General features: G+C 42.7%; 22 protein-coding genes. 9 read left to right on the top strand and 13 right to left on the bottom strand.

Translation table 11 applies throughout. The annotated features are described in order from the left end of the window. Nucleotides 1–8 precede the first annotated feature (8 nt). Nucleotides 9–236, top strand: coding sequence for a helix-turn-helix transcriptional regulator (locus HJG39_RS15210; RefSeq protein WP_268410296.1), 228 nt, complete (start codon nucleotides 9–11; stop codon nucleotides 234–236). Between the two features lie 111 nt (nucleotides 237–347). Here HJG39_RS15210 and HJG39_RS15215 read toward each other — a convergent pair whose 3' ends face one another. Further along, complete coding sequence (locus tag HJG39_RS15215) at nucleotides 348–833, bottom strand: helix-turn-helix domain-containing protein (protein ID WP_268410298.1); 486 nt, start codon at nucleotides 831–833, stop codon at nucleotides 348–350. Between the two features lie 353 nt (nucleotides 834–1,186). On the opposite strand from HJG39_RS15215, the gene HJG39_RS15220 reads away from it, so the two are divergent. Beyond that, nucleotides 1,187–4,357, top strand: a complete 3,171-nt coding sequence (locus HJG39_RS15220; protein WP_268410372.1) for a response regulator — start codon at nucleotides 1,187–1,189, stop codon at nucleotides 4,355–4,357. Nucleotides 4,358–4,372: 15 nt separating this feature from the next. Here HJG39_RS15220 and panC read toward each other — a convergent pair whose 3' ends face one another. From panC to sfsA, 7 genes are all read right to left on the bottom strand, one after another. Then, nucleotides 4,373–5,224: a pantoate--beta-alanine ligase gene (gene panC, locus HJG39_RS15225; RefSeq protein ID WP_268410300.1), complete on the bottom strand. Its 852-nt coding sequence runs from the start codon at nucleotides 5,222–5,224 to the stop codon at nucleotides 4,373–4,375. Between the two features lie 3 nt (nucleotides 5,225–5,227). Then, nucleotides 5,228–6,022 (bottom strand): 3-methyl-2-oxobutanoate hydroxymethyltransferase, encoded by a 795-nt coding sequence (gene panB / locus HJG39_RS15230; RefSeq protein WP_268410302.1) that lies wholly within the window; start codon nucleotides 6,020–6,022, stop codon nucleotides 5,228–5,230. A 39-nt stretch (nucleotides 6,023–6,061) separates the two neighbouring features. Then, nucleotides 6,062–6,565 carry a 2-amino-4-hydroxy-6-hydroxymethyldihydropteridine diphosphokinase gene (gene folK / locus HJG39_RS15235; RefSeq protein ID WP_268410304.1) on the bottom strand — a complete coding sequence of 168 codons (504 nt, stop codon included), beginning with the start codon at nucleotides 6,563–6,565 and terminating at the stop codon, nucleotides 6,062–6,064. Continuing rightward, entirely contained in the window at nucleotides 6,565–7,866 is a 1,302-nt protein-coding gene (pcnB, locus tag HJG39_RS15240; protein ID WP_268410375.1) for a polynucleotide adenylyltransferase PcnB, read from the bottom strand. Before pcnB ends, folK begins: the two co-directional genes overlap by 1 nt. A 143-nt stretch (nucleotides 7,867–8,009) precedes the next feature. Continuing rightward, the gene (gene gluQRS, locus HJG39_RS15245; RefSeq protein WP_268410306.1) at nucleotides 8,010–8,984 is read right to left on the bottom strand and encodes a tRNA glutamyl-Q(34) synthetase GluQRS; all 975 of its coding nucleotides are present in this window, start codon (nucleotides 8,982–8,984) and stop codon (nucleotides 8,010–8,012) included. 87 nt (nucleotides 8,985–9,071) lie between these two features. Then, nucleotides 9,072–9,521: an RNA polymerase-binding protein DksA gene (dksA, locus tag HJG39_RS15250; protein WP_268410308.1), complete on the bottom strand. Its 450-nt coding sequence runs from the start codon at nucleotides 9,519–9,521 to the stop codon at nucleotides 9,072–9,074. Nucleotides 9,522–9,706: 185 nt separating this feature from the next. Continuing rightward, a complete protein-coding gene (sfsA, locus tag HJG39_RS15255) occupies nucleotides 9,707–10,411 on the bottom strand; it encodes a DNA/RNA nuclease SfsA (RefSeq protein ID WP_268410310.1) in 705 nt (234 codons plus the stop codon). A 178-nt stretch (nucleotides 10,412–10,589) separates the two neighbouring features. Here sfsA and pepB point away from each other — a divergent pair, with 178 nt between their 5' ends. Further along, nucleotides 10,590–11,873, top strand: coding sequence for an aminopeptidase PepB (gene pepB / locus HJG39_RS15260; protein ID WP_268410312.1), 1,284 nt, complete (start codon nucleotides 10,590–10,592; stop codon nucleotides 11,871–11,873). Nucleotides 11,874–11,938: 65 nt separating this feature from the next. On the opposite strand, the gene HJG39_RS15265 is transcribed toward pepB, so the two are convergent. Next, complete coding sequence (locus tag HJG39_RS15265) at nucleotides 11,939–12,121, bottom strand: MerR family transcriptional regulator (protein WP_268410314.1); 183 nt, start codon at nucleotides 12,119–12,121, stop codon at nucleotides 11,939–11,941. Nucleotides 12,122–12,353: 232 nt separating this feature from the next. Here HJG39_RS15265 and HJG39_RS15270 point away from each other — a divergent pair, with 232 nt between their 5' ends. Beyond that, entirely contained in the window at nucleotides 12,354–12,953 is a 600-nt protein-coding gene (locus HJG39_RS15270) for a YjaG family protein (protein ID WP_268410316.1), read from the top strand. Here the strand turns inward: HJG39_RS15270 and rsmD are convergent. Then, the gene (gene rsmD, locus HJG39_RS15275) at nucleotides 12,950–13,570 is read right to left on the bottom strand and encodes a 16S rRNA (guanine(966)-N(2))-methyltransferase RsmD (protein WP_268410317.1); all 621 of its coding nucleotides are present in this window, start codon (nucleotides 13,568–13,570) and stop codon (nucleotides 12,950–12,952) included. The two genes, HJG39_RS15270 and rsmD, sit on opposite strands and share 4 nt — an antisense overlap. 178 nt (nucleotides 13,571–13,748) lie before the next feature. Here rsmD and ftsY point away from each other — a divergent pair, with 178 nt between their 5' ends. The 3 genes from ftsY to ftsX are packed head-to-tail and all read left to right on the top strand — an operon-like array spanning nucleotide 13,749 to nucleotide 16,713. Beyond that, a complete protein-coding gene (gene ftsY, locus HJG39_RS15280; RefSeq protein ID WP_268410319.1) occupies nucleotides 13,749–15,038 on the top strand; it encodes a signal recognition particle-docking protein FtsY in 1,290 nt (429 codons plus the stop codon). A gap of 9 nt (nucleotides 15,039–15,047) precedes the next feature. After that, nucleotides 15,048–15,749 (top strand): cell division ATP-binding protein FtsE, encoded by a 702-nt coding sequence (gene ftsE / locus HJG39_RS15285; protein WP_268410322.1) that lies wholly within the window; start codon nucleotides 15,048–15,050, stop codon nucleotides 15,747–15,749. Continuing rightward, nucleotides 15,733–16,713 carry a permease-like cell division protein FtsX gene (ftsX, locus tag HJG39_RS15290; RefSeq protein ID WP_268410324.1) on the top strand — a complete coding sequence of 327 codons (981 nt, stop codon included), beginning with the start codon at nucleotides 15,733–15,735 and terminating at the stop codon, nucleotides 16,711–16,713. Before ftsE ends, ftsX begins: the two co-directional genes overlap by 17 nt. A 25-nt stretch (nucleotides 16,714–16,738) precedes the next feature. Here the strand turns inward: ftsX and HJG39_RS15295 are convergent, their stop codons facing one another. Beyond that, complete coding sequence (locus tag HJG39_RS15295) at nucleotides 16,739–17,953, bottom strand: EAL and HDOD domain-containing protein (protein ID WP_268410326.1); 1,215 nt, start codon at nucleotides 17,951–17,953, stop codon at nucleotides 16,739–16,741. Between the two features lie 271 nt (nucleotides 17,954–18,224). Here HJG39_RS15295 and rpoH point away from each other — a divergent pair, with 271 nt between their 5' ends. Then, nucleotides 18,225–19,076 carry an RNA polymerase sigma factor RpoH gene (gene rpoH, locus HJG39_RS15300; protein WP_268410328.1) on the top strand — a complete coding sequence of 284 codons (852 nt, stop codon included), beginning with the start codon at nucleotides 18,225–18,227 and terminating at the stop codon, nucleotides 19,074–19,076. 77 nt (nucleotides 19,077–19,153) lie between these two features. On the opposite strand, the gene HJG39_RS15305 is transcribed toward rpoH, so the two are convergent. Then, a complete protein-coding gene (locus tag HJG39_RS15305; protein ID WP_268410330.1) occupies nucleotides 19,154–20,065 on the bottom strand; it encodes a bifunctional GNAT family N-acetyltransferase/hotdog fold thioesterase in 912 nt (303 codons plus the stop codon). Between the two features lie 171 nt (nucleotides 20,066–20,236). On the opposite strand from HJG39_RS15305, the gene HJG39_RS15310 reads away from it, so the two are divergent. After that, on the top strand, nucleotides 20,237–20,923 hold the full coding sequence (locus HJG39_RS15310) for a hypothetical protein (protein WP_268410332.1): 687 nt from the start codon (nucleotides 20,237–20,239) through the stop codon (nucleotides 20,921–20,923). A gap of 8 nt (nucleotides 20,924–20,931) precedes the next feature. On the opposite strand, the gene dtd is transcribed toward HJG39_RS15310, so the two are convergent. Further along, nucleotides 20,932–21,369: a D-aminoacyl-tRNA deacylase gene (dtd, locus tag HJG39_RS15315; RefSeq protein WP_268410334.1), complete on the bottom strand. Its 438-nt coding sequence runs from the start codon at nucleotides 21,367–21,369 to the stop codon at nucleotides 20,932–20,934. Nucleotides 21,370–21,384: the final 15 nt, after the last annotated feature.

The raw sequence follows: 21,384 nt of genomic DNA on the forward strand, positions 1-21,384 counted from the left end.
AGGTCTTTATGAGAAGAATAGTAGGAAATGATTTGAGAGCTATGCGTAACATTGCGGGATTAACCACAATGCAAATGGCCGCTGCCGCCGGAGTCAAAACAAGGAAAACTTACGAAAACTGGGAGAAAAACCTAGGTACACCTAATGTAAACCAGTTTTTTATGATGGGGACAGCGTGCGGTTTCGAAGCCGTTGAGTTAATTGAAAGCTTGAAAATACGATCTAGGCCAGCCTGAAAGCGTTACCTTTGGTTGCGTTGTCGACTTTGGCCTGATCATTCATCTTAGAAAGTGGAGGGAAAGCGAAAGCCTAAAAAGACCATGTTTTATCTTTCGTTTATCCCTTTTCTATTCCTTGGTGTTGTAGTCTAAATCCGACTCAGCAGCATGTAGGTACTGCCCGGGCATTGGTTTTTTATCGGATTGTCTTGCAAGATTAATGTCATTATTCATGCTGTTATAGAAAATCGTTGCTGCATGTTCAATCAGGGCGTAATCAGCGTTTTGATCGATACTGATAGCACCCAAATGGCTGGTATTTTTTAACGCTTCAAAGTAGCCATCAATAAAGTCGTCTAACGGCAAATTAAAAACGTTAACTTTCGGTTTTTCTGGAAACTTCTGAGGATCTTTCCCGTTAATTAACCACTCTACTGTTACACCCGTTTTCTCATACAACTCATAGCAAGCTCTGTAAGGCGGAAATTTCGCATTTTTCCAAGCCACAATGGTACTTGATTGAACGCCGAGGAATTTTGCTAGTTGAGACTCATTTTGAGCACTACACGCTTCTCTCATACGTGTAAATATGCCGTCTACATCATAGTGGCCCATTCAGTATCCTTATTATTTTATACATTGTTCGTTGCATTTTACTCGAAACACGATACTCGAAAAGGTAAATTTACGTAAATTATTAACATAATTTCAATAAAAAAATTAACACTTTTGTTAGTAATTAAAGGAAATTCGAAAAAATTGGACTCGGAATGTGGTGCAATTTAGCTCAGTGACCTTAATACAAACTTGTTCGTTTAAGAGTAAAAATTTGGTATTAAAAAATTTTAATTTTTTTAGTTTTCGAGTTGACCTTGTTCAGCCCTCTCAACTTTCACGATAATCAGGTAAACCCCTGAATTACTGCTATATTGAACAGTTATGGTGGTCTATTTTTTTGAGCGCTTTTGGTGGAGAGAATCTTCCGTTTCCAAATAAGCCGTGTTCTGTTGTTCGTTCTATGTGTGCTTGGCGCATCCATTGCTAACTTATTCCCCATTCCTTTTTTTACAGGAGCGGAACTGGTTTTTGGTAATGTGATTGCTGTCGCGGTTACATTGCTTTTGGGCTGGCGTTATGGCGTTGTGTGTTCTGTTATTTCAGCGGGGATGCTGTACGCAAACTGGAGCCACTTCTTCCCTATTTTACCTTTTTTGGGCGAAGTGCTTTCAATTGCCTATGCAAGAAAAAACAAGAAAAACGCCCTGCTATGGGGGATTGTGTATTGGTGTACGATCGGTATTACCATCGTTGCAATTGAGTATTTTTGGCTAAGCTCTTACATCCACGCAACTAAAGAAGCCATCGTTGTTAAGTATTTTGTTAACGGTGTACTTAACACAACTTTTGGGTATCTTTTAGCGCTAACCTTCAGCCGCAAAGTTATTTCTGATTGGAAAGTTGAACTATCCTTCCAGCACTTTATTTCCATGCTGATACTGATCACCTTAAGTGTTGGGGTTTTTATTAACACCTATTTTTGGTTGGTCAATTACCAAGAAAATCGCCTACACCAAATTAACCAAGATTTATCATTAGAGTCACTCTCTACCGTCGATGAGTTAGAGCATTATGTCGATATACACACCAAACTGGTGGAACTTAATGCCCGAATTTATGCTGAATCTGAGAAAGTGGATTGGGCAGTGCTATTAAATAATACCGCTCATCTCAACCCTAATATTCTTACTATGTTAGTGACGGATTCAGATGGACGTTTAATTGCTACGTCCCCCGAAAAGCTGTTAGCGCAAATTACCCCTAAAACGTCCTCTGTTTCAGACAGGGCCTACTTTAAGGAAGCTAAACGCACACTCAAACCTTATGTTTCTGATGTGTTTCAAGGTCGCGGGTTTGGCACTGATCCCATCATCGCCATTTCAGCGCCCATTATTCAAGATGGCGCGTTTAAAGGAATTGTTGAAGCATCCTTGAACCTTAAACGACTGAAGCTGGTTGATAAAAAGCGTATAGATGCTTCTCAAACCTTAGCTATTTTAGATAACAACAATAGAGTTATTTACAGCTCCGCTATGTTGCCATTTAGCTACATGCAAAACCTTAATGATTCTGATTTGCTGCGCTTTTTAGCTGCACCAACAACCTTTTATATCGATAACGAAAATTCAGCTCACTACTTGTTAAATGCCACAACCAGTGAGATCTTGGGATGGAAGGCGATTTCTTTCATCCCGCGAGAATATTATGAAAAGGAAATTGCTGATTATGTACTAGGCTCGTTACTCTTTTTGGTTTTATCCACATTCTTGTGTTTTTTCATTGCGACCAACATTTCCACAAAGCTCTCCTACCCCTTATCAGAACTCACAAGGAAATTGTTAAGCGTCAGCAAAAATAAAGCTTACGATAAACTGGAATTGGACCTCGCACCGTCCTTCTTAACCGAGATCAATGCAATTCAGCCGGTTATCCAGAACTTCTCGAAAGAACTTCGATTAATGATCGTTTCCCTCAACAACGCGAATAAAGATTTGGAAAGCTTCAATGCTAACCTAGAAAATTTAGTCCATAAGAAAACCCAAGAACTGGAGTTGGCATTAGAAGCCGCAAACGCTGCAAACAAAGCGAAGTCTGAGTTTCTAGCAACAATGAGCCATGAAATTCGAACGCCGATGAATGGTGTCTTGGGAATGTTGGAACTACTCGAGCAAGACAATTTGTCACTTGATGCAAGTCATCGTGTGTCGATTGCAAAATCTAGCGCCCACTCGTTATTGTCCTTAATTAATGACGTTCTAGACTTTTCTAAGGTGGAAGCGGGCAAGATTTCTTTTGAAAATAAAGAGTTTAGCCTAATAGAGCTATTGAGCGAAGTCGTTGAGTTTCATTCGCTCACTGCCCAAAATAAAGGAATCAAGCTATATTTTGACGCATCGGGGATAAAACAAGATTGGGTGTTTGGCGATCCATTTCGTATTCGGCAAGTGCTCACGAATTTGCTGGGTAACGCTATTAAGTTCACCGATACGGGTTTTGTTAAAGTCATTTGCCATTCGCAACCCGTCTCAAGCCATGTTCGTATTGACTTTTTTGTGCAAGATTCAGGCATTGGTATTCCTGACGAGCAGAAGCAAAAGCTGTTTTCACCTTTCACGCAAGCTGATTCATCGACCACACGTAAGTTTGGTGGAACGGGGTTGGGGTTATCGATTGCCAGCCGCTTATGCAAATTAATGCAAGGTGGAATCACGATCAACGACACTGAACAAGGCGGTAGTGAGTTCCATAGCCATATTGAGGTTGGAATGACACAGCACCCAAGTGCGTACGAATTGGATCTGCGTCAGCTCTTCACCCGGGTTATTTGCTGCATTGAACTGGATAATGAACCTGGGTTGATACCTTTGTTACATTCATGGCAGGCTCGTTTGGTGAAAGTCCATGATATTAAGCAACTTCCTCAATTATTCGAACAAGTTCAAGGAATTAAGTCATCGACTCCAAACCTACTATTCATTGATTACGAACATTATTTACAGGCAAAAGATGTTTGTGAACGATTTGTTGAACAAGGCAATTCAGTTGTTGTTTTAACAACCGTTAATCAGCATTCAGAAATTGTATACTGCAATGCCTTTACTTACGCCTGCCCATACACCGTTACTCCAGTGAGTCTTTCAACAAGCCTTTTCCCACGTGATAAACCTGAAAAGAGGGTTATTGCAGATAAGCATCGTGATATAGGCCACATTTTGGTCGTAGAAGATAATTGTATTAATACTGAAGTGATCACTAACATGCTGAAAAATATGGGTTATCAGTGCACCGCAGTGTCAAACGGTATGTTGGCCTTACAGCATTTACAGGCTCACCCGAAACACTACGACTTAGTATTGATGGATTGCCAGATGCCTGAAATGGATGGATTTACCGCTACAGGGAAAATTCGCGAGGGCGAAGCTGGTGACGAGTATACAGATGTTCCGATTATTGCTTTAACAGCTAATGCGATGTCAGGCGATAAAGAAAAATGCCTACAGGCAGGAATGAATGATTATCTATCGAAGCCGATTGAATTTAAATTATTGCAAAAGCACCTAGAATACTATTTAGCATCCTAGGTGCTTGCGTTTTAATTAAGACAAGTCTACTTGGATGTTGTCGATGAGCCTTGTTTTACCAAGGAAAGCGGCCACCAGCACAACAAGTTTTGTTTCTTCGTGACTCGGGTGTAATAGTGTGTCGGCCGAGCGAATTTCAATATAATCCACTTTAAAACCTACCGCGTTTAGCTTGCCTTTGTATTCTGCGATAAGAGCGAGAAAATCACGTCGACCTTTTCTCACTTCTTCCCCCAACCCAACTATATTCGCATATATTTTAGGCGCGATAGCTCGCTCTTCTGGCGTTAAATAGTTATTGCGCGAGCTCATGGCGAGTCCATCTTCTTCACGCTTAGTTGGTACGCCATGCACGGTTAGGTTCATGGATAAATCATGCACCATTCCCTTGATAATTTGTAACTGCTGGAAGTCCTTCTCACCAAAAAACGCATGGTTTGGCTGTACCATATTGAACAATTTACACACAATAGTCGCGACACCACGGAAATGCCCGGGACGGCTTGCTCCGCAAATCATATAAGACAACCCCGGCACTTCTACAAACGTTTGCTGTTCTAAGCCGCGTGCGTAAATATCGTCTACTTTTGGTGTAAACAACGTGGTAACGCCTAATGCCTCTAATGACTTTTTGTCGTTTTCCAAAGTGCGAGGGTAAGCGTCTAAGTCTTCATTTGGGCCAAATTGCATTGGATTTACAAAAATCGACACAACCACAACGTCACAGTGCTTTTTCGCTTCTTGGACTAACCCTAAATGCCCTTCGTGCAAGTTCCCCATAGTAGGAACAAACCCGATGACTTTGCCTTCAATTTGCCATTGACGGCGCTGCTCCCTTAAGGGAAGAATATCTGAAATGACTTGCATAATTTATTCAAAACTGTGTTCTGGGCCGGGGAACGTACCGGCTTTAACTTCTTCAATAAATGCCTTTACTGAAGCACGAATATCATGATGTTCTGCGAGATAATTTTTAGAGAATTTAGGCATGTAGTTGGCACTAATACCAAACATATCGTGCATCACTAATACTTGCCCATCGGTGTTAGCACCTGCGCCAATACCAATAACGGGAACATCAATACTTTTGCTAATTTCTGCGGCTAATGCAGAGGGGACGCATTCCAATACTAGCATTTGGATACCTGCGGCTTCCAAGGCTTTGGCATCGTCTATCATCTTCTGGGCTTGCTCTGGCAAGCGGCCCTGCACTTTAAAGCCACCAAAAACATTCACTGATTGAGGTGTTAAACCTAAGTGACCACAAACGGGAATCCCACGCTCAACGAGGCCAGAAACGGTTTCCAGCAACCAACTTCCACCTTCGATTTTGACCATGTGCGCGCCGGCAGCCATTAGCGTTGCAGCATTAGTGTACGCCACTTCTTTGGTGGCGTAAGACATAAACGGCATGTCAGCTACAATTAACGCTCGTTCAGCGCCTAATTTTACGGCGCGGGTGTGATAAGCAATGTCATCTGTCGTAACAGACAAGGTGCTATCTTCACCCTGTAAAACCATACCTAACGAATCCCCAATGAGGATTGCATCAACACCTTGCTCGTCAAATAGTTTAGCGAAGCTAGCATCGTATGCGGTAAGTACCGTGATCTTGTCGCCATCACGTTTCATTTTCTTTAACGTGGATGTTGTGACTTTTTTCATCTCTAGCCCCATTCAAACAAAAGTCGCACTATACGGATTTTAAATATGATTGCCAATTTTATATGGGAGTCTTTTTATACCATTGTGAGGAATGCACTTAAGCAGTGCTGCCACAGATGTACCACATGGCAGCGTTAAATCGGGTGCCACTTCAAATAATGGATGAATCACGAATTCCCGTTGCTTCATACCGTAATGAGGTACAACTAAATCTGGTTCATTAATGATTTCCATTCCGTACAGGAGAATATCAAGATCGAGTGTTCTTGGTCCCCAGCGTTCCTTCTTACGAACACGTCCTTGTTGAAGCTCAATTTTTTGAAGCGCTTGTAGCAACGCCATGCTTGAAAGCGAGGTTTCCAAGGCTGCAACAGCGTTTACATAATCGGGCTGCTCAGCAGGTCCCATTGGTTTACTGCCATAACACGACGATACTTGCACCACCGACGTTTGGTGAATGTTGTTCATGGCAGTTAATGCATCTTGAAGTTGCAGGGCAGGTTCACTTAAATTACTGCCCATTCCAATATAAACAAGAGGCATTACGATGGTTTTTTTGGTCTACGTTTAGGACGGCGTCTATCCTGAAAACCTTCACTGTTACGAACATCGCTCTGTAGTTTTTTCTGCTTACTCGGTGAAGCAGACTGAAACTCGGTCCACCATTGTGCTAACTCGATTAGCTCGCCACCTTCAATTTCAGCACGAATTAACAAGAAATCATATGCAGCTCTAAAACGAGGATGCTCCAAGGTGATATAAGCCCTGCGGCCCAAGCGTCGATTCAAGCGCTGTTGCAGGTGCCAAATATCACGGATAGGCGTGGTAAACCGTTTAGGGATCATGATGCGCTGCATTTGGATTGCAAGTACATCGGTTATGGCTAAATTAAATGCGTCGAAAGGTGGCAGCCCCCCCTCGGCAATATGCTGCTGTTGACGCTCTTCCACACAAAACCATAAGCACGCGGCGTAAAAGAAAGCAGGAGTAATACGCAATCCGCTATTTATTCTGTTGTCAGTGTTGCTGAGCACTTTTTCCAACATCTTGAACTCTCGCCCTTCGGGATTATCAAGAAACGGTTGCAGTTGCGGGAATAGTTGCCCAAAAAGCTTATATTCATCTAGTAAGTGAAACGTTTTTAAGCCGCTGCCGGATAGCAATAACTTGGAGATTTCTTCGAACAGTCGCGCGGCCGGAATATTCGCTAATAACGGTGCTAATTCTGGAATACGTTTTGCGGTATTTTCCTCAATTTTCATGCCGAGTTTAGCGGCAAATCGAACTGCGCGTAACATGCGAACAGGATCTTCCCGATAACGTGTTTCAGGATCACCAATGATACGAATTTCCCGTTTAGAGAGGGAATCTTGACCGTTAGCAAAGTCAGTTATCGAATAATCCGCAATGTTGTAGTACATGGCGTTAAAGCTAAAGTCGCGACGTTCGGCGTCTTCTTCTATGCTACCAAACACATTGTCTCGAACAAGCTGCCCATGTTGATTAAGGTGGCTCGTTGTTTTCTTGCCTGCTTTATCTTCTGTGGCTTGCGGTTCATGGTGCCCACGGAATGTTGCCACTTCAATAATTTCGCGACCAAACACTATATGCGCTAACCGGAAACGGCGCCCAATTAGGCGACAATTACGGAATAAGCCTTTTATTTGTTCCGGCGTTGCATCGGTGACGACATCAAAGTCTTTGGGGTGCTCACCAAGCAGGAGATCGCGCACACAACCGCCTACCAGATAAGCCTGATAACCACTGTTGTGCAAACGATAAAGCACTTTCAACGCATTAGCGCTAATGTCTTCACGAGAAATACTGTGCTCAGAGCGAGGAATAATTTTTGGTTCTAATATTATCGCCTGAGCAGAAAAATCGCCGGATCGCCCACCGTGATCATCGGTTAGCACTTGTTTTATTTTTTTTATCATCCCGGAAATAATGGTTTCACCCTCCACCAACATACCTTCTATCTCAGAGTTTAGTAGCTAAAGTTACTTACCTGATACTCTGCTAAAAACATTGGCATGGCTCTTTCTGGTTTAGCGTAGAGCCTATTTATAAGCCAATTGTCCTGTCCCCATTGCAAAATGACTTCTGGCGTATCATGCATTAATGTTTTAGGAACAGGAAGCCCTAAAAACGCCAAAGCCAAATACAAGTTTAAAGATGCCTTTTTATTATCTAGCCCTTTTGCATGACCTTGTTTACTTAATTTTCGACCTTCAGAAAACACAGCAACAGGCAAATGCAACATTTTGGGCACTGACGCCCCAAGCGCACGATACAACGCCATCTGACAAGCGCTTGGAAACAGTAAATCCGCTCCGCGCACGACTTCGGTAATGCCTTGCTGAATATCATCCACTACCGATGCCAAATGATAAGCATATAGTCCATCTTTGCGTTTAATAATAAAGTCTTCACTTGATACATCTTCTGGAAAACGGATGTCTCCCATTAATTCATCATGGAATGATAACGAAGACACCTCATTCAAAAAACGCAAGGAATATTGACTATGACCATCTGCCCCAATAACTTCGTTGACTGGTGTCAGATTACGGTCTCGACAATGTCCTAAGTAGGTACCACCTTCTGCCATAATTTGTTTTCGTGTGCACTGGCAATAATAGCTTAAGCCATTTTCATTCAACCAAGCGAGTACCTTATCGTAGACCTCTGTTTGCTGGCTTTGATAAAAAACCTCGCCGTCCCAATCAAGGTGATGTGCTTGCAAACACGTTAATATATCATCAATTGCGCTGGCAGCTTGTCTTGGCGGATCAATATCATCAATTCGCAAAAACCATTTACCCTTATTCACTTTAGCTTGCAAATAGCCCCCCACAGCGGCCACTAGCGATCCAAAATGCAAAGGGCCGGAAGGCGATGGTGCGAATCGACCACGATATTCGTCGGGTTGAATTATATTAAGGGGAGAAGGCTGCGACATTAATGACGTTTTTATAACATTTACGATATGGGTAAAAACAACAAAAGCTGCCCGAAGCAGCTTTTGTATCTCAAATTAAAGAACCGCTTAGCCAAGCAATTGCTTCTCTTTAATTTCGGCTAGCGTTTTGCAGTCAATACATAAGTCCGCAGTGGGTCTAGCTTCTAATCGACGAATACCGATCTCAATGCCACATGCATCGCAGAATCCGAAATCATCTTCTTCAATGCGTTTAAGTGTTTTTTCGATCTTTTTAATGAGCTTACGCTCACGATCTCGGGTACGTAACTCAAGGCTAAATTCTTCTTCCTGAGCAGCGCGATCCACGGGATCGGGGAAATTAGCAGCTTCGTCCTGCATATGGTGTACCGTGCGGTCAACCTCTTCACGCAACTGGTCACGCCAAGCGCCAAGAATCTTTTGAAAGTGCTCAAGTTGAGCCGCATTCATGTACTCTTCGCCGTCCTTTTCTTGGTATGGCTGTAACCCGGCGAGTGCTAGTAACCCTAATGATTTCGTATTGTTGTCTGTTGGCATAGGCCAATTCTCCTACACTGCAATACAGTAGCTTAAAAGCTTAAGGGCGCTATCTATAGCAGAAAGCCTGCTGAGTAGCAAGAATTACACCCTTTAGCGTTTTCAACATAGTGACATACATATGCTGTGCGCGATTTCAAGACGGCTGAATATGGCTGCATTTTCCTAAAAATCAATAAGCGACACTACACATTAACTGAAAGCCGCTGATTTAACTCAATTTTTTCTGGAGTCATTGCACACTGCCAAGCAACAATTTCCACCCCACTTGCCACAGCCTCTTGAATCAAGACCGCATATTTGGGATCAATATGTTCAGCAATATTCACTTCTTGTATTCCTGAATGCTGTACACAGAAGAAAAGGATTGAACGGCTTCCCTCATGTGCAATGCTTGCCAACTCGCGCAAATGCTTTTGTCCGCGCGCCGTGACCGCATCCGGAAAATAACCTAAACCATCCTGTTTTAATGTCACCGACTTTACTTCAATAAAACAGTCTTTTTGATTTGCCCCTTGAAGCAGCAAGTCAATTCGGCTGTTCTCCTGTCCATATCTTACCTCACGACTCACCTGCTCATACTTGGCTAGATCGGGGATTTTTCCCTCGAGAATGGCTTCTTCAACAATCTTATTCGCCTTTCCGGTATTCACACCAATCCATTCACCCTGTGCATTCACCACCAGTTCCCAGGTGAATTTTAATTTCCTTTTAGGGTTGTTGTGTCCCGATAGATATACACGACTCCCGGGAATCGCACAACCCGTCATTGCTCCCGTATTGGGGCAATGCGCTGTTACCACTTCCCCATTATCTAACTCAACATCGGCGAAAAAACGCTTGTAGCGACTAATTAATGTGCCTTGTAATAGTTTCCCTTCAAACTGCATTTGTCTGTTATTACCTCATGAAAAGGCTTTTTACCTAAAAACGGACAGTAAAAAATACAGGAAGCGACGATTAAATCAATGCAAGATCGTACAACAATAATAGACTAGATTTGATGCCACCTTGGGACTCAGATATTCTTTACGCCACTTTTAGACTCTGATTCGATAAGGTTAATCAATGTCAACACTTTCAATTTTTCTTTCTACAGCCCCAGCCGAAGCACAATGGGGTGAAAATGCCTTGCTCTCTTTTAACGCATCTTCTGCAACTATCCACCTAAAAGAATCTAATCAACTCGACAGCATTCAAAAAGCCGCACGAAAATTAGATGGTTTATGCGCACAAGCGGTACTTGAAGGCGATTGGAAAATGGACCAGCAATGGGCTTTTGCTATGGGTTTTGATAATCCGAAAAAGGAAAGCAGTGTTGATTGGTGTAACAATGATGATAAAGCGGCTTTAGAAGTGCAGTTTGGTGCGTACCACTTTGCTAGAAATCTAGTTAATGGTGGTCCCCATGAGATTTACCCAGAAAGCCTATGCGACCGCGTGCAAAGTTGGCTAAGCACATTAGCGGGTGACAACATTTCGTTTCAACGTTGGGTTGGTAGCGAATTAGAAGAAGCGGGTTGGATTGGCGTTTACAACGTCGGGAAAGGCAGCGACCGTCCTCCCGTCATGCTGGAAGTTGATTTCAATCCAACGGGCGATACTAATGCTCCTGTTTCCGCTGCATTGGTGGGTAAAGGCATCACATACGACAGCGGCGGCTACAGCATTAAACCCAGCGAAACCATGTCTTTCATGAAATGTGACATGGGCGGTGCAGCAACGGTAGCAGCAGCACTTGGGCTTGCCATTCAACAAGGCTTGCAAAAACGCATCAAAATGTACTTATGCTGTGCCGAAAACCTCATTAACGGACGAGCATACAAGTTAGGCGATATACTGACTTATAAAAATGGCGTTAGCGTCGAAATTCTCAACACCGACGCAGAAGGTCGTTTAGTGTTGGCAGATGGCCTAATGGCAGCGGGAGAATCCGGCGCCCCATTGATTATTGACGCAGCCACTCTCACTGGCGCGGCTTCTGTCGCAGTAGGTGATGACTACTTTGCTTTGTTATCAATGGATTATGAATTGCAAATGCGCGCCTTAGGTATTTCCCGTCAGCTCAATGAACCAGGCTGGCCATTACCCCTTGAACCATTCCATCAAGGCAAATGCCCATCTCCTTACGCAGATACAGCGAATAGTCGAGCAGTTAAAGGAGGCGGAGCTGGTGGTGCAAGTAATGCCGCAGGATTTTTGTCCCGGTTTGTTCCCAATAACGGAGCAGGTTGGCTACACTTTGATTTAGCAAACGCCTTCTTTAACAGCGCAAATGCAAAGCGCTCAGCAGGAGGAACCGGACTTGGGTTTAGAACGATCGCCAAACTCATTGCAGGTGACAAAACCTAACACTAAAAGTTTAGTTCGTTCATGAGGGGGGACACTTGTATCCCCTTGATTGTGCAGGTGTGGCCTTACAAACCACCAAGACGTTCTGCTAATACTTTATAATTTTCAACATCTTTCCGGTCGAACAGGGGCTTTCCTTCAGAGTCTTGCTCTTTTGACTGCAACAAGCTTTCTCTTTCTAACCTTTCTACGCGCAGATCTTTAACGCCGAGATATTCGGCAACCTCACCTACAGTCATTAAACTCATTCTTATTTTCCTCTCGTAATTCAACTCACCAAATTTTTTTCATGACTTATCTTTTGAATCGCTTATTAATTGATAGCACAATTTGTGCATAAGCAAAATACAAGGATAGATTCCCTCTTTTTTTCAGCTTTATCAACTCATCAATGATTCTTTGCATTGGGGGGCAATTGTCCTAGACTACGCCGCTAACAATCTTACTTTCATGCCATACCACTTTAGAGCAGGATTCCCCTTGAAGAAAAAACTCACTTTATTCCAAGACGTTAGAGAGCTTCACTCATGGCGTGCCGTTGCCTTTAGCTGTGCTTTACTTGAACGTATGTTGCCAAACTATCATTTGTTTTGCAGTGCCACGGGATTTGCCGATAGTGCCGTCATGGATAACTTGCTACAAACACTTTGGAGCTGGGTCATTGACCCGAGAACCAAAATTAATCTCACAGTACAGCTTGAGAAACTGGAGGAAATTACCCCAGATACCAGCGAATTTGAGCATTTTGGTGTTTATCCAGCGTTAGATTGCGCCATGTCGATGACCGCAGTATTTAACCTTCTCAATAAAGAGGATGAACAAGGTGCCGTTGTTGTTAGCAAGTTATCCCAAGGCACCGTTGAAAACTTCATTGAATTTACAGACGAAGATGTTATTCAAGCGGAAGACCGAAGTGCAGCCATTAAGGCTCACCCTTTAATGCAGTGGGAGATTAGTACACAACAAGAAGTGCTGGATTTTGTTAAAACACATGACCGAAATAAAGAGTCAGTGCGCGCATTACGCGCGTTAGTTCGTGAGGAAGGAATGAGTAATATCGGCCTAGATATGGCGCACTAATCCGGGCTTAGCTGCAACAATTGGTAGCAAAAGCCTGCCGTTTCCTTTGTTTTTAGTGGCTGCCAAGGTTCTACAATAGCAAGCGGAGCGGGTTGCTCCATTTCCACATACACTAAACCGGTTGGCGTTAACCAACCTTTTTCCACAATTTTCGTTAGCGTTGGCCCAACTAACCCCTTTCCAAAGGGTGGATCAACAAAAATAAGATCGTATGCCTGTGACGGTGATTGTAGGAAAAAATCGGCAGCCTCACCCAAATGCACTTGCGCCTGTTCATTGTTAACCTTAAGCAAGCTAATGTTGGACTTAAGTTGTTTAACCGCAGCGGCATTCTTCTCAATGAATGTTACACTTTTGGCCCCCCGCGACAAAGCCTCAAACCCCAAACTACCGCTCCCCGCAAAAGCATCAATACAACGTAATCCATGAATATCCTGCATCAACCAATTAAATAGCGTTTCTTTAGTTCTATCTGTTGTAGGGCGTAAGCCGTCTGCACTCAACACTGGTAATTTACGACCTCGCCACTGACCACTAATAATACGAATTGAGCCCATTCTTTGTGCGGATTTTCCTTTTGAATTTGTATGTTGAGCAGGCTTTTTTCTGTGCTGCATTGAAGGTGTGTTCCCCTGTGGTATCATCTGGGCCACAAAATTTTTGATTTGATCAGATTGGCCATTTTCTAGAAGTGTTCGCTAGTGTAGCAAGTTGTTTCTTAACCTTCATCTGCACAGGCACCCCGATGGCTCACTAATAACCTAGCTCACGCGCCTTTAAGGATTAATATTTCGTATGTCCAAGTTTTTTGGTTGGTTCAAGAAAAAGAAAAATGACGACAATATTCAAAATGATGTTGCTCAGCCTTCTGTCGAGACCTCGACGGATGAACACGCAATAGAAGCTACTCCCGAAACTGAGCTGGTTGAGCCTTCGCAGCCGACGCCCACCGAACCCAAACCTTTAGCCGAGTCTAAATCTGAGAGTGAATTGACACAAGCTCCTCAGCCGGAACAAGATCCTGTAAAACCAGAAGAAACAGCGCCGCTCGTTGAACCTGAAGAACCCGTTACAATTGCTGAAATTGCACCAGAGCCAGAGCCAGAGCCAGAGCCAGAGCCAGAGCAGGTTGCGCCTGTTGAACCACAACCGCAAGAAAAACCGTCGTTCTTCAGCCGATTAAAACGCAGTTTATCGAAAACCAAAGAGAATATTGGCAGTGGATTTGCCAATTTATTCAAAGGTAAAAAGATCGATGATGACCTATTCGAAGAATTGGAAACCCAGCTTTTAATGGCCGACTTAGGCGTTGAAACGACCACTCAAATTATCGAAAAGCTTATAGAGTCAGCCAAACGTAGTGATTTGAAAAGCGCAGATACACTATACCCAATGCTAAAACAGCACATGGCCGAATTATTAGATCCGATTTCCGAACCTTTAATGTTAAAAGAAAACGCCTCTCCTAATGTCATATTAATGGTAGGCGTAAACGGTGTGGGTAAAACCACAACCATCGGCAAAATGGCGAAACAGTTCCAAGCGCAAGGCAAAAAAGTCATGCTCGCCGCAGGTGACACTTTCCGCGCAGCCGCAGTAGAGCAATTAAAGGTTTGGGGCGAACGTAATCAAATTCCAGTGGTAGCCCAAGATACCGGTTCCGACAGCGCATCGGTGATCTTCGACGCCTTACAATCCGCAAAGGCCAAAGGTGTAGATGTACTTATTGCCGACACAGCGGGTCGTTTGCAAAATAAAAATCACTTGATGGAAGAGTTAAAGAAAATTGTGCGGGTGATGAAGAAAATCGACCCAGAAGCTCCTCATGAGATCATGCTTACCATCGACGCTGGCACTGGGCAAAATGCTATCAGCCAAACCAATCTGTTTAGCGAAGCGGTTGGCTTAACTGGCATTACCTTAACCAAGCTGGATGGCACCGCAAAAGGCGGCGTGATTTTCGCGCTTGCCGATAAATTTAGTGTGCCAGTGCGTTACATTGGTATCGGCGAAGGCATTGACGATTTACGCCCCTTTAATGGCAAAGATTTCGTCGACGCACTGTTCGACACGCAAGAAGACTAATGCAACTTTATGATTAAATTCGATGATGTAAGCAAAACCTATCCCGGCGGACAGCAAGCATTAAGACGTGTCAGTTTTCACGTTGCTCCCGGCGAGCTCGTTTTTCTCACAGGGCATTCCGGCGCAGGGAAAAGCACTCTGCTAAAGCTCATTAGTATTATGGAGCGCCCAACGGTCGGTAACGTTTATATCAATGGTCATAATTTAAACGAAATCACTCGTAAAGATATTGCTTACATTCGCCGCGATATCGGTATGATTTTCCAAAACCATCAATTGCTAATGGAGAAAAACGTGTTCGATAACGTTGCGTTGCCATTAATTATTGAAGGTTATACACGTAAGCAAATTGAAAAACGTGTCGATGCCGCACTGCACCGTGTTGGCTTATTACGTAAAAAACGCAACCTCCCTATGATGTTATCCGGTGGTGAACAACAACGTGTTGGCATTGCCAGAGCCATTGTAAATAATCCGCCAATTTTGCTGGCTGATGAGCCCACAGGGAATCTCGATCCTGCCCTTTCCATGGAAATCATGAGTATTTTCGAAGACTATAATCAGGCTGGCGGATCCGTCTTTATCGCTACCCATGATTTAGGCTTAATTGCTCGTATGAAATATCGCACGCTCACCTTGAAACAAGGGCAAATGATCACCGATGGGTTAACGCAAAATTGGCAAGAGGACGGTCATGAGCCTGTTATTTAAAGGACGTAATCAAGGCGCGCAGCGCATCAAAGTATCAAAACTGCAAAAGTTATTCATGTTCTTTAGCGATAACCTGCGCCAAGCAGTTAGCAGCTTAGGTGAATTAACTCGTGCACCTTTTGCGTCTTTAATGACCATAGCCGTTCTAGGATTAAGTATCACCCTACCTGCGGCGCTTTATGTCCTTGTCAAAAACTTAGACAGGGTGAGCAGCGATTGGCAGCAAGCTTCGGAAGTCTCCGTTTTCTTAAAAGAAAACATTGCCCAACAAGACATAGAACAACTCATTAAACGCTTAAAAACATGGCCCGAAATTAAACGTTTAGAATACATCCCAGCAGATAAAGCCCTAGACGAATTCACTCAAACATCCGGGTTTGGCGATGCTTTACAATACTTAGAAAGCAACCCTTTACCCAACGTAATTCTGGTGTATCCCACATCGCGACACGCCCAACCCAATAGCGCCAGAGATCTACTAGATAGGCTACTCAGAGAACGAGAGGTGGAACTCGGTAAGCTAGATATTGAGTGGCTAGAACGGCTACATGCAATTGTTGCCATTGCTAAAGAGTTAGTTACGCTAATTGCCGTATTACTGTTTGTATCCGTGATATTAACTGTTGGCAATACCATCCGCTTGAATATATACAATAAACGCGATGAAATTTTAGTTATGAAACTGGTGGGCGCAACCGATGGCTTTATTCAACGTCCGTTTATGTATACCGGTTTTTGGTATGGATTGCTGGGCGGCATAATGGCGTGGATTACCGTTGCCTTAATTTTGTGGTGGATGGGAAGTAGCATCGATAGAGTGATCAATCTTTACAACCAGTCATTTCAATTACGGGGTTTAGACTTTCCTATTTTAATAAGCATGCTAGCCATTTCGGTTGGCTTAGGTTTACTTGGTTCTTATCTTTCGGTTAAACGTTACGTTGCCCAAATAGAACCCAAATAAGCTTAACCTATGCGACATTAGCCTTTTAAATACAGGCGACCATAGAGTTACTCCACACTATGGACTGATTATAAAGCCCGTGCAAAGTGCGTTGATCTACCTTGAGCATTGCTGCCAACTTTTTAGTTTTCCCCCAATTGGCTTGTTCAAATGTCTTCGCTAATTCCAAATAATAATTTAGGTTATTGTGCTGCCCGCATAAAGCGACTTTTAAATCCTCACTAATCGGCAATTTCGCGACCAGATTTTCCATTTTTTGATCAAGCATCGCATCTAACATCGAAAACAAACCGACTAAAAAGCCTTTTGGCGGATTTTCATCGTCACCGCGCGCTTTTGCCAATAATTCACAAAACTTGGCTCTAACAAGCGACAAATTAAGAACTTCAGGTGGCTTTTCTTCACCCAAATTAGCCAACGCTAACAAGGCAACAAACTTCTTCACCTCTGAAGCCCCCATATAATTTAAAGCATGGCGTAATGAAGTTATCTTCTCGCGTTTATTAAAGAGAGGATTGTTAATAAATCGCAAAAGCATGTAAGACAGGGAAACTTCACGTTCTATGATGTTATTGATGACATCATAGTTCATTTCGACTTTGGCGCTCTCGGACACCAACTGAAGTAGAGATAGCTTCGCTGCCGGTAATTCCCGCTTTCTAATGATCTCTGGTTGTTCAAAGAAAAAGCCTTGAAATAAATCGAAGCCCAATTCTTTGCAGATTGAAAATTGTTCGTAAGTTTCAACTTTCTGCGCAACAAGCCGAATACCAAAGCGCAAGTAACGCGATGCTTGTTGCTTAAATTTATCTGGAGAGAAACTGGTGATATCGATTTTTATCAGAGAGGTAAAAGGCAGTAACGGCTCCCACTTTAAATCAAAATCGTGATCGTCCAGTGCAATTTGAAACCCTTTGTTTTTTAATTTCTGACAGGATGCGATCAGTTCATCATTAATGGGGGCTGACTCCACTAACTCGATTACGACTTGTTTTGGGTCAAGTGAAGCGGGGAAATGGTTCAACAACACATCATCATAGAAGTTTAAGTAAGCAATTTTTCCCCCTGTAATTTCCTCCAACCCCAGCGTTAAATGGGCATTGGTAATAATTTTAGAGGTTGCTTCATCCGGTTGGATATTTGGAAAACTATTACGTTTGCCATCTCTGAAAAATAGTTCATAACCGTGAACATTTAAGTCACTGTCTAATATCGCCTGACGCGCTACATAGGCAAACATAACTCACCCTTTATAGGCAGAATAATTTTCGAATTAATCTGCTCAACTTCAGTTTATGTTAATGCTACTGTACGAAAATATAAGAAACGTTAAATCGACAAAGTCAGTAGTAATGTATACGGAAATCCATTGGGCATAATTTTAATACGCCTACTATGAGAAAGAAATAGCCTTTCCTTAAGGTTCTATGATATTTGTATCACGGAATTATCATTGGCGAAGTTTACACTGCTATGCTAACCTTTGAGCGCGTAATTTTAAGAGGTATATAATGAGCACAAACATGCAATCAATGGCTTTAAGCGTTCCTCAAACAGGAAGCTTGGATGCCTATGTGCAGTACGTTAGTAGCATCAAAATGCTTTCCGCTGAGGAAGAAAAGGAATTAGCAACGCGTCTTCGGGAAGAAGAGGACTTAGAGTCAGCACGTAAACTTGTTTTGTCTCACCTTCGCTTCGTAGTGCATATTGCTAAGTCTTACTCAGGATACGGTCTGCCACAGGCTGATTTAATTCAAGAAGGTAATATTGGATTAATGAAGGCGGTAAAGCGCTTTGACCCAACAGTTGGTGTCCGCTTAGTTTCATTTGCAGTTCATTGGATCAAAGCCGAAATTCACGAATTCGTTCTTCGCAACTGGCGCATTGTTAAAGTAGCGACAACAAAAGCGCAACGTAAATTATTTTTTAATTTGCGCAAAGCCAAAAAACGTTTGGGTTGGTTTAGCCAAGAAGAAGTACAAACCGTTGCTAGCGAACTTGGTGTTAGCGAAAAAGAAGTGCTTCAAATGGAAGCCCGAATGAGTAGCCAAGACCAAGCATTTGATTTGTCCGCAGATGACGACGAATCAGGCAGCTTCGCCCCAGTCCAGTTTTTAGAAGATAAATCTGAAAATGTGGAAACGGCTGTAATTAATGCGGATTGGGACAAAGATACACATGGTCGCTTATATGCGGCTATCAAAACGCTTGATGAGCGTAGCCAACATATTATTCAAACACGTTGGTTAGCTGAAGAAAAAACAACATTGCAAGATTTAGCGGATAAATATCAGGTATCGGCTGAACGTGTAAGACAAATTGAAAAAAATGCAATGAAGAAGCTTCAAGAAGCTATTCAGTAATTTTTTAATTTCCATAAATAAAAAAACGGTCCTCTTAGGACCGTTTTTTATTATCTAAACAGGTAGTAAGCCCAAACTTACTCTTCTAAATCCGTCTCCGGCAATATCCAATATACACCTTCAAATTCAGCTACAGCCCGATCAACATCCTGAATTTTCACAGTCACCGTCAAGCGGTTCTTCTTTCCACGCTTTAAGTATTCAAAGTCACCCGACATTGTTTCAATATTACACACAGCTCTAGGTTCAGAAGTCACAGGCTTATGATAGTGAATATCAGCATCACCTAGGACAATTTCACCTGCCAATCCTTTTTGCTTCATTTGCAAAAAGATCATGCCCCATCCAGTTAATGTAGCTAAAGAAAAAATACTTCCCGCAAACATGGTGCCATGTAAATTAATGTTTCGCCCTAATGATGCTCTGACTTCAAGCGCATGACCGGTGTACTGATACAGTTTGATTCCCATATGTTCAGTAATAGGGATGGTTTCGTACCACGTTTTTTGTAATTCCTCACACCAATTTGGATGAAGCCGCACAGCCCCTTGATGAGCTAACTTTTTCAACATTTGCTGACGTCGTTGCATATCAAGCTCTTTAGGACCAAGCTCTTGGACTTCAAAGCCACAACTTCTGAAAAACTCAACCGAAGTATCCATACTATTGGTCACGATACGCTCAACCCCCATTTTCCGAGCGACTTCTTCTAACGCAAAAACAATCATCTGACCGAGGCCTTTACCTCGCATATCATTACTGACTGCAATATGCTTAATTTGCGCTTCTTCGGGAGTGTTTAAGTGCACTCGACCAACAGCAATAACATTACCTTCACCGTCTTTGATCATACGATGTTCAGCGACGGTCTCATACTCATCTTTCTCAGATCCTTCAGGCAAATTAAAGGGCTCTCGAAGAATTTGCCATCGAAAATGGAAATAAGCATTGAGGTCTTGCTCATCACTTGGAATACTTATCTTATACACAAAGGACCTTTCTCGTTGCAAAGGAATGGTTCATATAACCTACCCCGATCAAAATTGTGCCATTATTAAGGCGCTTTATAACAAACAAGGGTGATTCCTATTCTGTTTAATATTGATAAAGAACTCTGTTCCGGCGACATCTTACATTTTTCAAAAAACAACTTAGAAAGCATGTCAGTCCAACAAAACGCACACTATCGATGGTTGGAAATTTCAGGCACGATACAAACGGTTATGGATATGTCTGACCCACACATCCCTGTTCTGCCTCACCTACACGGAATGCTACTCAGCCTTTATTACTTAGACACTAAGCCACAAAAAATGTTCGAGTTAGGATTAGGTGGAGGTGCATTACAACGCTTTTTCCATCATCATTTTCCAACAGCCTCTTTTTGCTCAGCGGAACTAGACGAGCGCGTCATCGACTATTACGTGAAATTCTTTGCTGACACTATTGAGGCACCAGAATCTTATATTGTTCATGCGAACGCTCAAGACATCGTACAACATGAAAGCGATATCGACCTACTTTTTGTCGATTTATTTTCCGGTAGTGCTCCTCCAGACTTTATTAACGACATCTCATTTTACGAAAATTGTTTCAACGCTATAAACGACTCGGGAATTGTCGTTATTAATCTACTACCGTTAGGCGAAATCCAAACTCTAGATGTAGAGTCATTACTACTTAAAGTAAGTGGTTACACACCTGCTATTTTTAGCATCCCTTTTTACAAAAACCGAATTCTCATTGCTGCTAAACGGCGACTGGGTAGAATCCCTTTCACACAAAAATTTCAGCAGTTTTGTGAGAAGCTTGATATTGAGTTGATGAATATTCTACAACTCAAATAAGCTCACTTTTACACGGAAAGTTGAAACGTTACTGGACCATCATTTAACAAACTTACTTGCATGTCTGCCCCAAATTGCCCAGTTTCACAAAGTAGGCCCTGTGCTTTTATTTGCTCTACAAAGTCACAATACAATCGCTCCCCTTGTTCGGGTGTGGCGCCACTCGAAAAACTGGGGCGATTGCCTTTGCGCGTATCTACAACCAATGTGAACTGAGACACAACAAGCACACTTCCTTCAACTTGCTTCACGTTTAAGTTCATTTTTCCTGCCTCATCGGAAAAAATACGATAGCCAGCCACTCGCTCAGCTAAACGCTTGGTTTTAGCCTCATCATCCTCTTTTTCCACACCTAACAGCACTAACAAGCCAGCGCCTATTTCGCCCACAATCTCATTATTTACTTCTACTTTGGCATGTTTAACTCGTTGTATTAACGCGATCATTTTTTCCTTCCACTC

It is taken from the genome of Alteromonas sp. a30, from assembly GCF_026788005.1.
In the GTDB taxonomy this organism is placed as follows: domain Bacteria; phylum Pseudomonadota; class Gammaproteobacteria; order Enterobacterales; family Alteromonadaceae; genus Paraneptunicella.

Coding starts and splice junctions, on each gene's coding strand:
- HJG39_RS15210 (WP_268410296.1), top strand. CDS start 9: ATGAGAAGAATAGTAGGAAATGATTTGAGAGCTATGCGTAACATTGCG.
- HJG39_RS15215 (WP_268410298.1), bottom strand. CDS start 833: ATGGGCCACTATGATGTAGACGGCATATTTACACGTATGAGAGAAGCG.
- panC (WP_268410300.1), bottom strand. CDS start 5,224: ATGCAAGTCATTTCAGATATTCTTCCCTTAAGGGAGCAGCGCCGTCAA.
- panB (WP_268410302.1), bottom strand. CDS start 6,022: ATGAAAAAAGTCACAACATCCACGTTAAAGAAAATGAAACGTGATGGC.
- folK (WP_268410304.1), bottom strand. CDS start 6,565: ATGCCTCTTGTTTATATTGGAATGGGCAGTAATTTAAGTGAACCTGCC.
- gluQRS (WP_268410306.1), bottom strand. CDS start 8,984: ATGTCGCAGCCTTCTCCCCTTAATATAATTCAACCCGACGAATATCGT.
- dksA (WP_268410308.1), bottom strand. CDS start 9,521: ATGCCAACAGACAACAATACGAAATCATTAGGGTTACTAGCACTCGCC.
- sfsA (WP_268410310.1), bottom strand. CDS start 10,411: ATGCAGTTTGAAGGGAAACTATTACAAGGCACATTAATTAGTCGCTAC.
- pepB (WP_268410312.1), top strand. CDS start 10,590: ATGTCAACACTTTCAATTTTTCTTTCTACAGCCCCAGCCGAAGCACAA.
- HJG39_RS15265 (WP_268410314.1), bottom strand. CDS start 12,121: ATGAGTTTAATGACTGTAGGTGAGGTTGCCGAATATCTCGGCGTTAAA.
- rsmD (WP_268410317.1), bottom strand. CDS start 13,570: ATGCAGCACAGAAAAAAGCCTGCTCAACATACAAATTCAAAAGGAAAA.
- ftsY (WP_268410319.1), top strand. CDS start 13,749: ATGTCCAAGTTTTTTGGTTGGTTCAAGAAAAAGAAAAATGACGACAAT.
- ftsE (WP_268410322.1), top strand. CDS start 15,048: ATGATTAAATTCGATGATGTAAGCAAAACCTATCCCGGCGGACAGCAA.
- ftsX (WP_268410324.1), top strand. CDS start 15,733: ATGAGCCTGTTATTTAAAGGACGTAATCAAGGCGCGCAGCGCATCAAA.
- HJG39_RS15295 (WP_268410326.1), bottom strand. CDS start 17,953: ATGTTTGCCTATGTAGCGCGTCAGGCGATATTAGACAGTGACTTAAAT.
- rpoH (WP_268410328.1), top strand. CDS start 18,225: ATGAGCACAAACATGCAATCAATGGCTTTAAGCGTTCCTCAAACAGGA.
- HJG39_RS15310 (WP_268410332.1), top strand. CDS start 20,237: ATGTCAGTCCAACAAAACGCACACTATCGATGGTTGGAAATTTCAGGC.
- dtd (WP_268410334.1), bottom strand. CDS start 21,369: ATGATCGCGTTAATACAACGAGTTAAACATGCCAAAGTAGAAGTAAAT.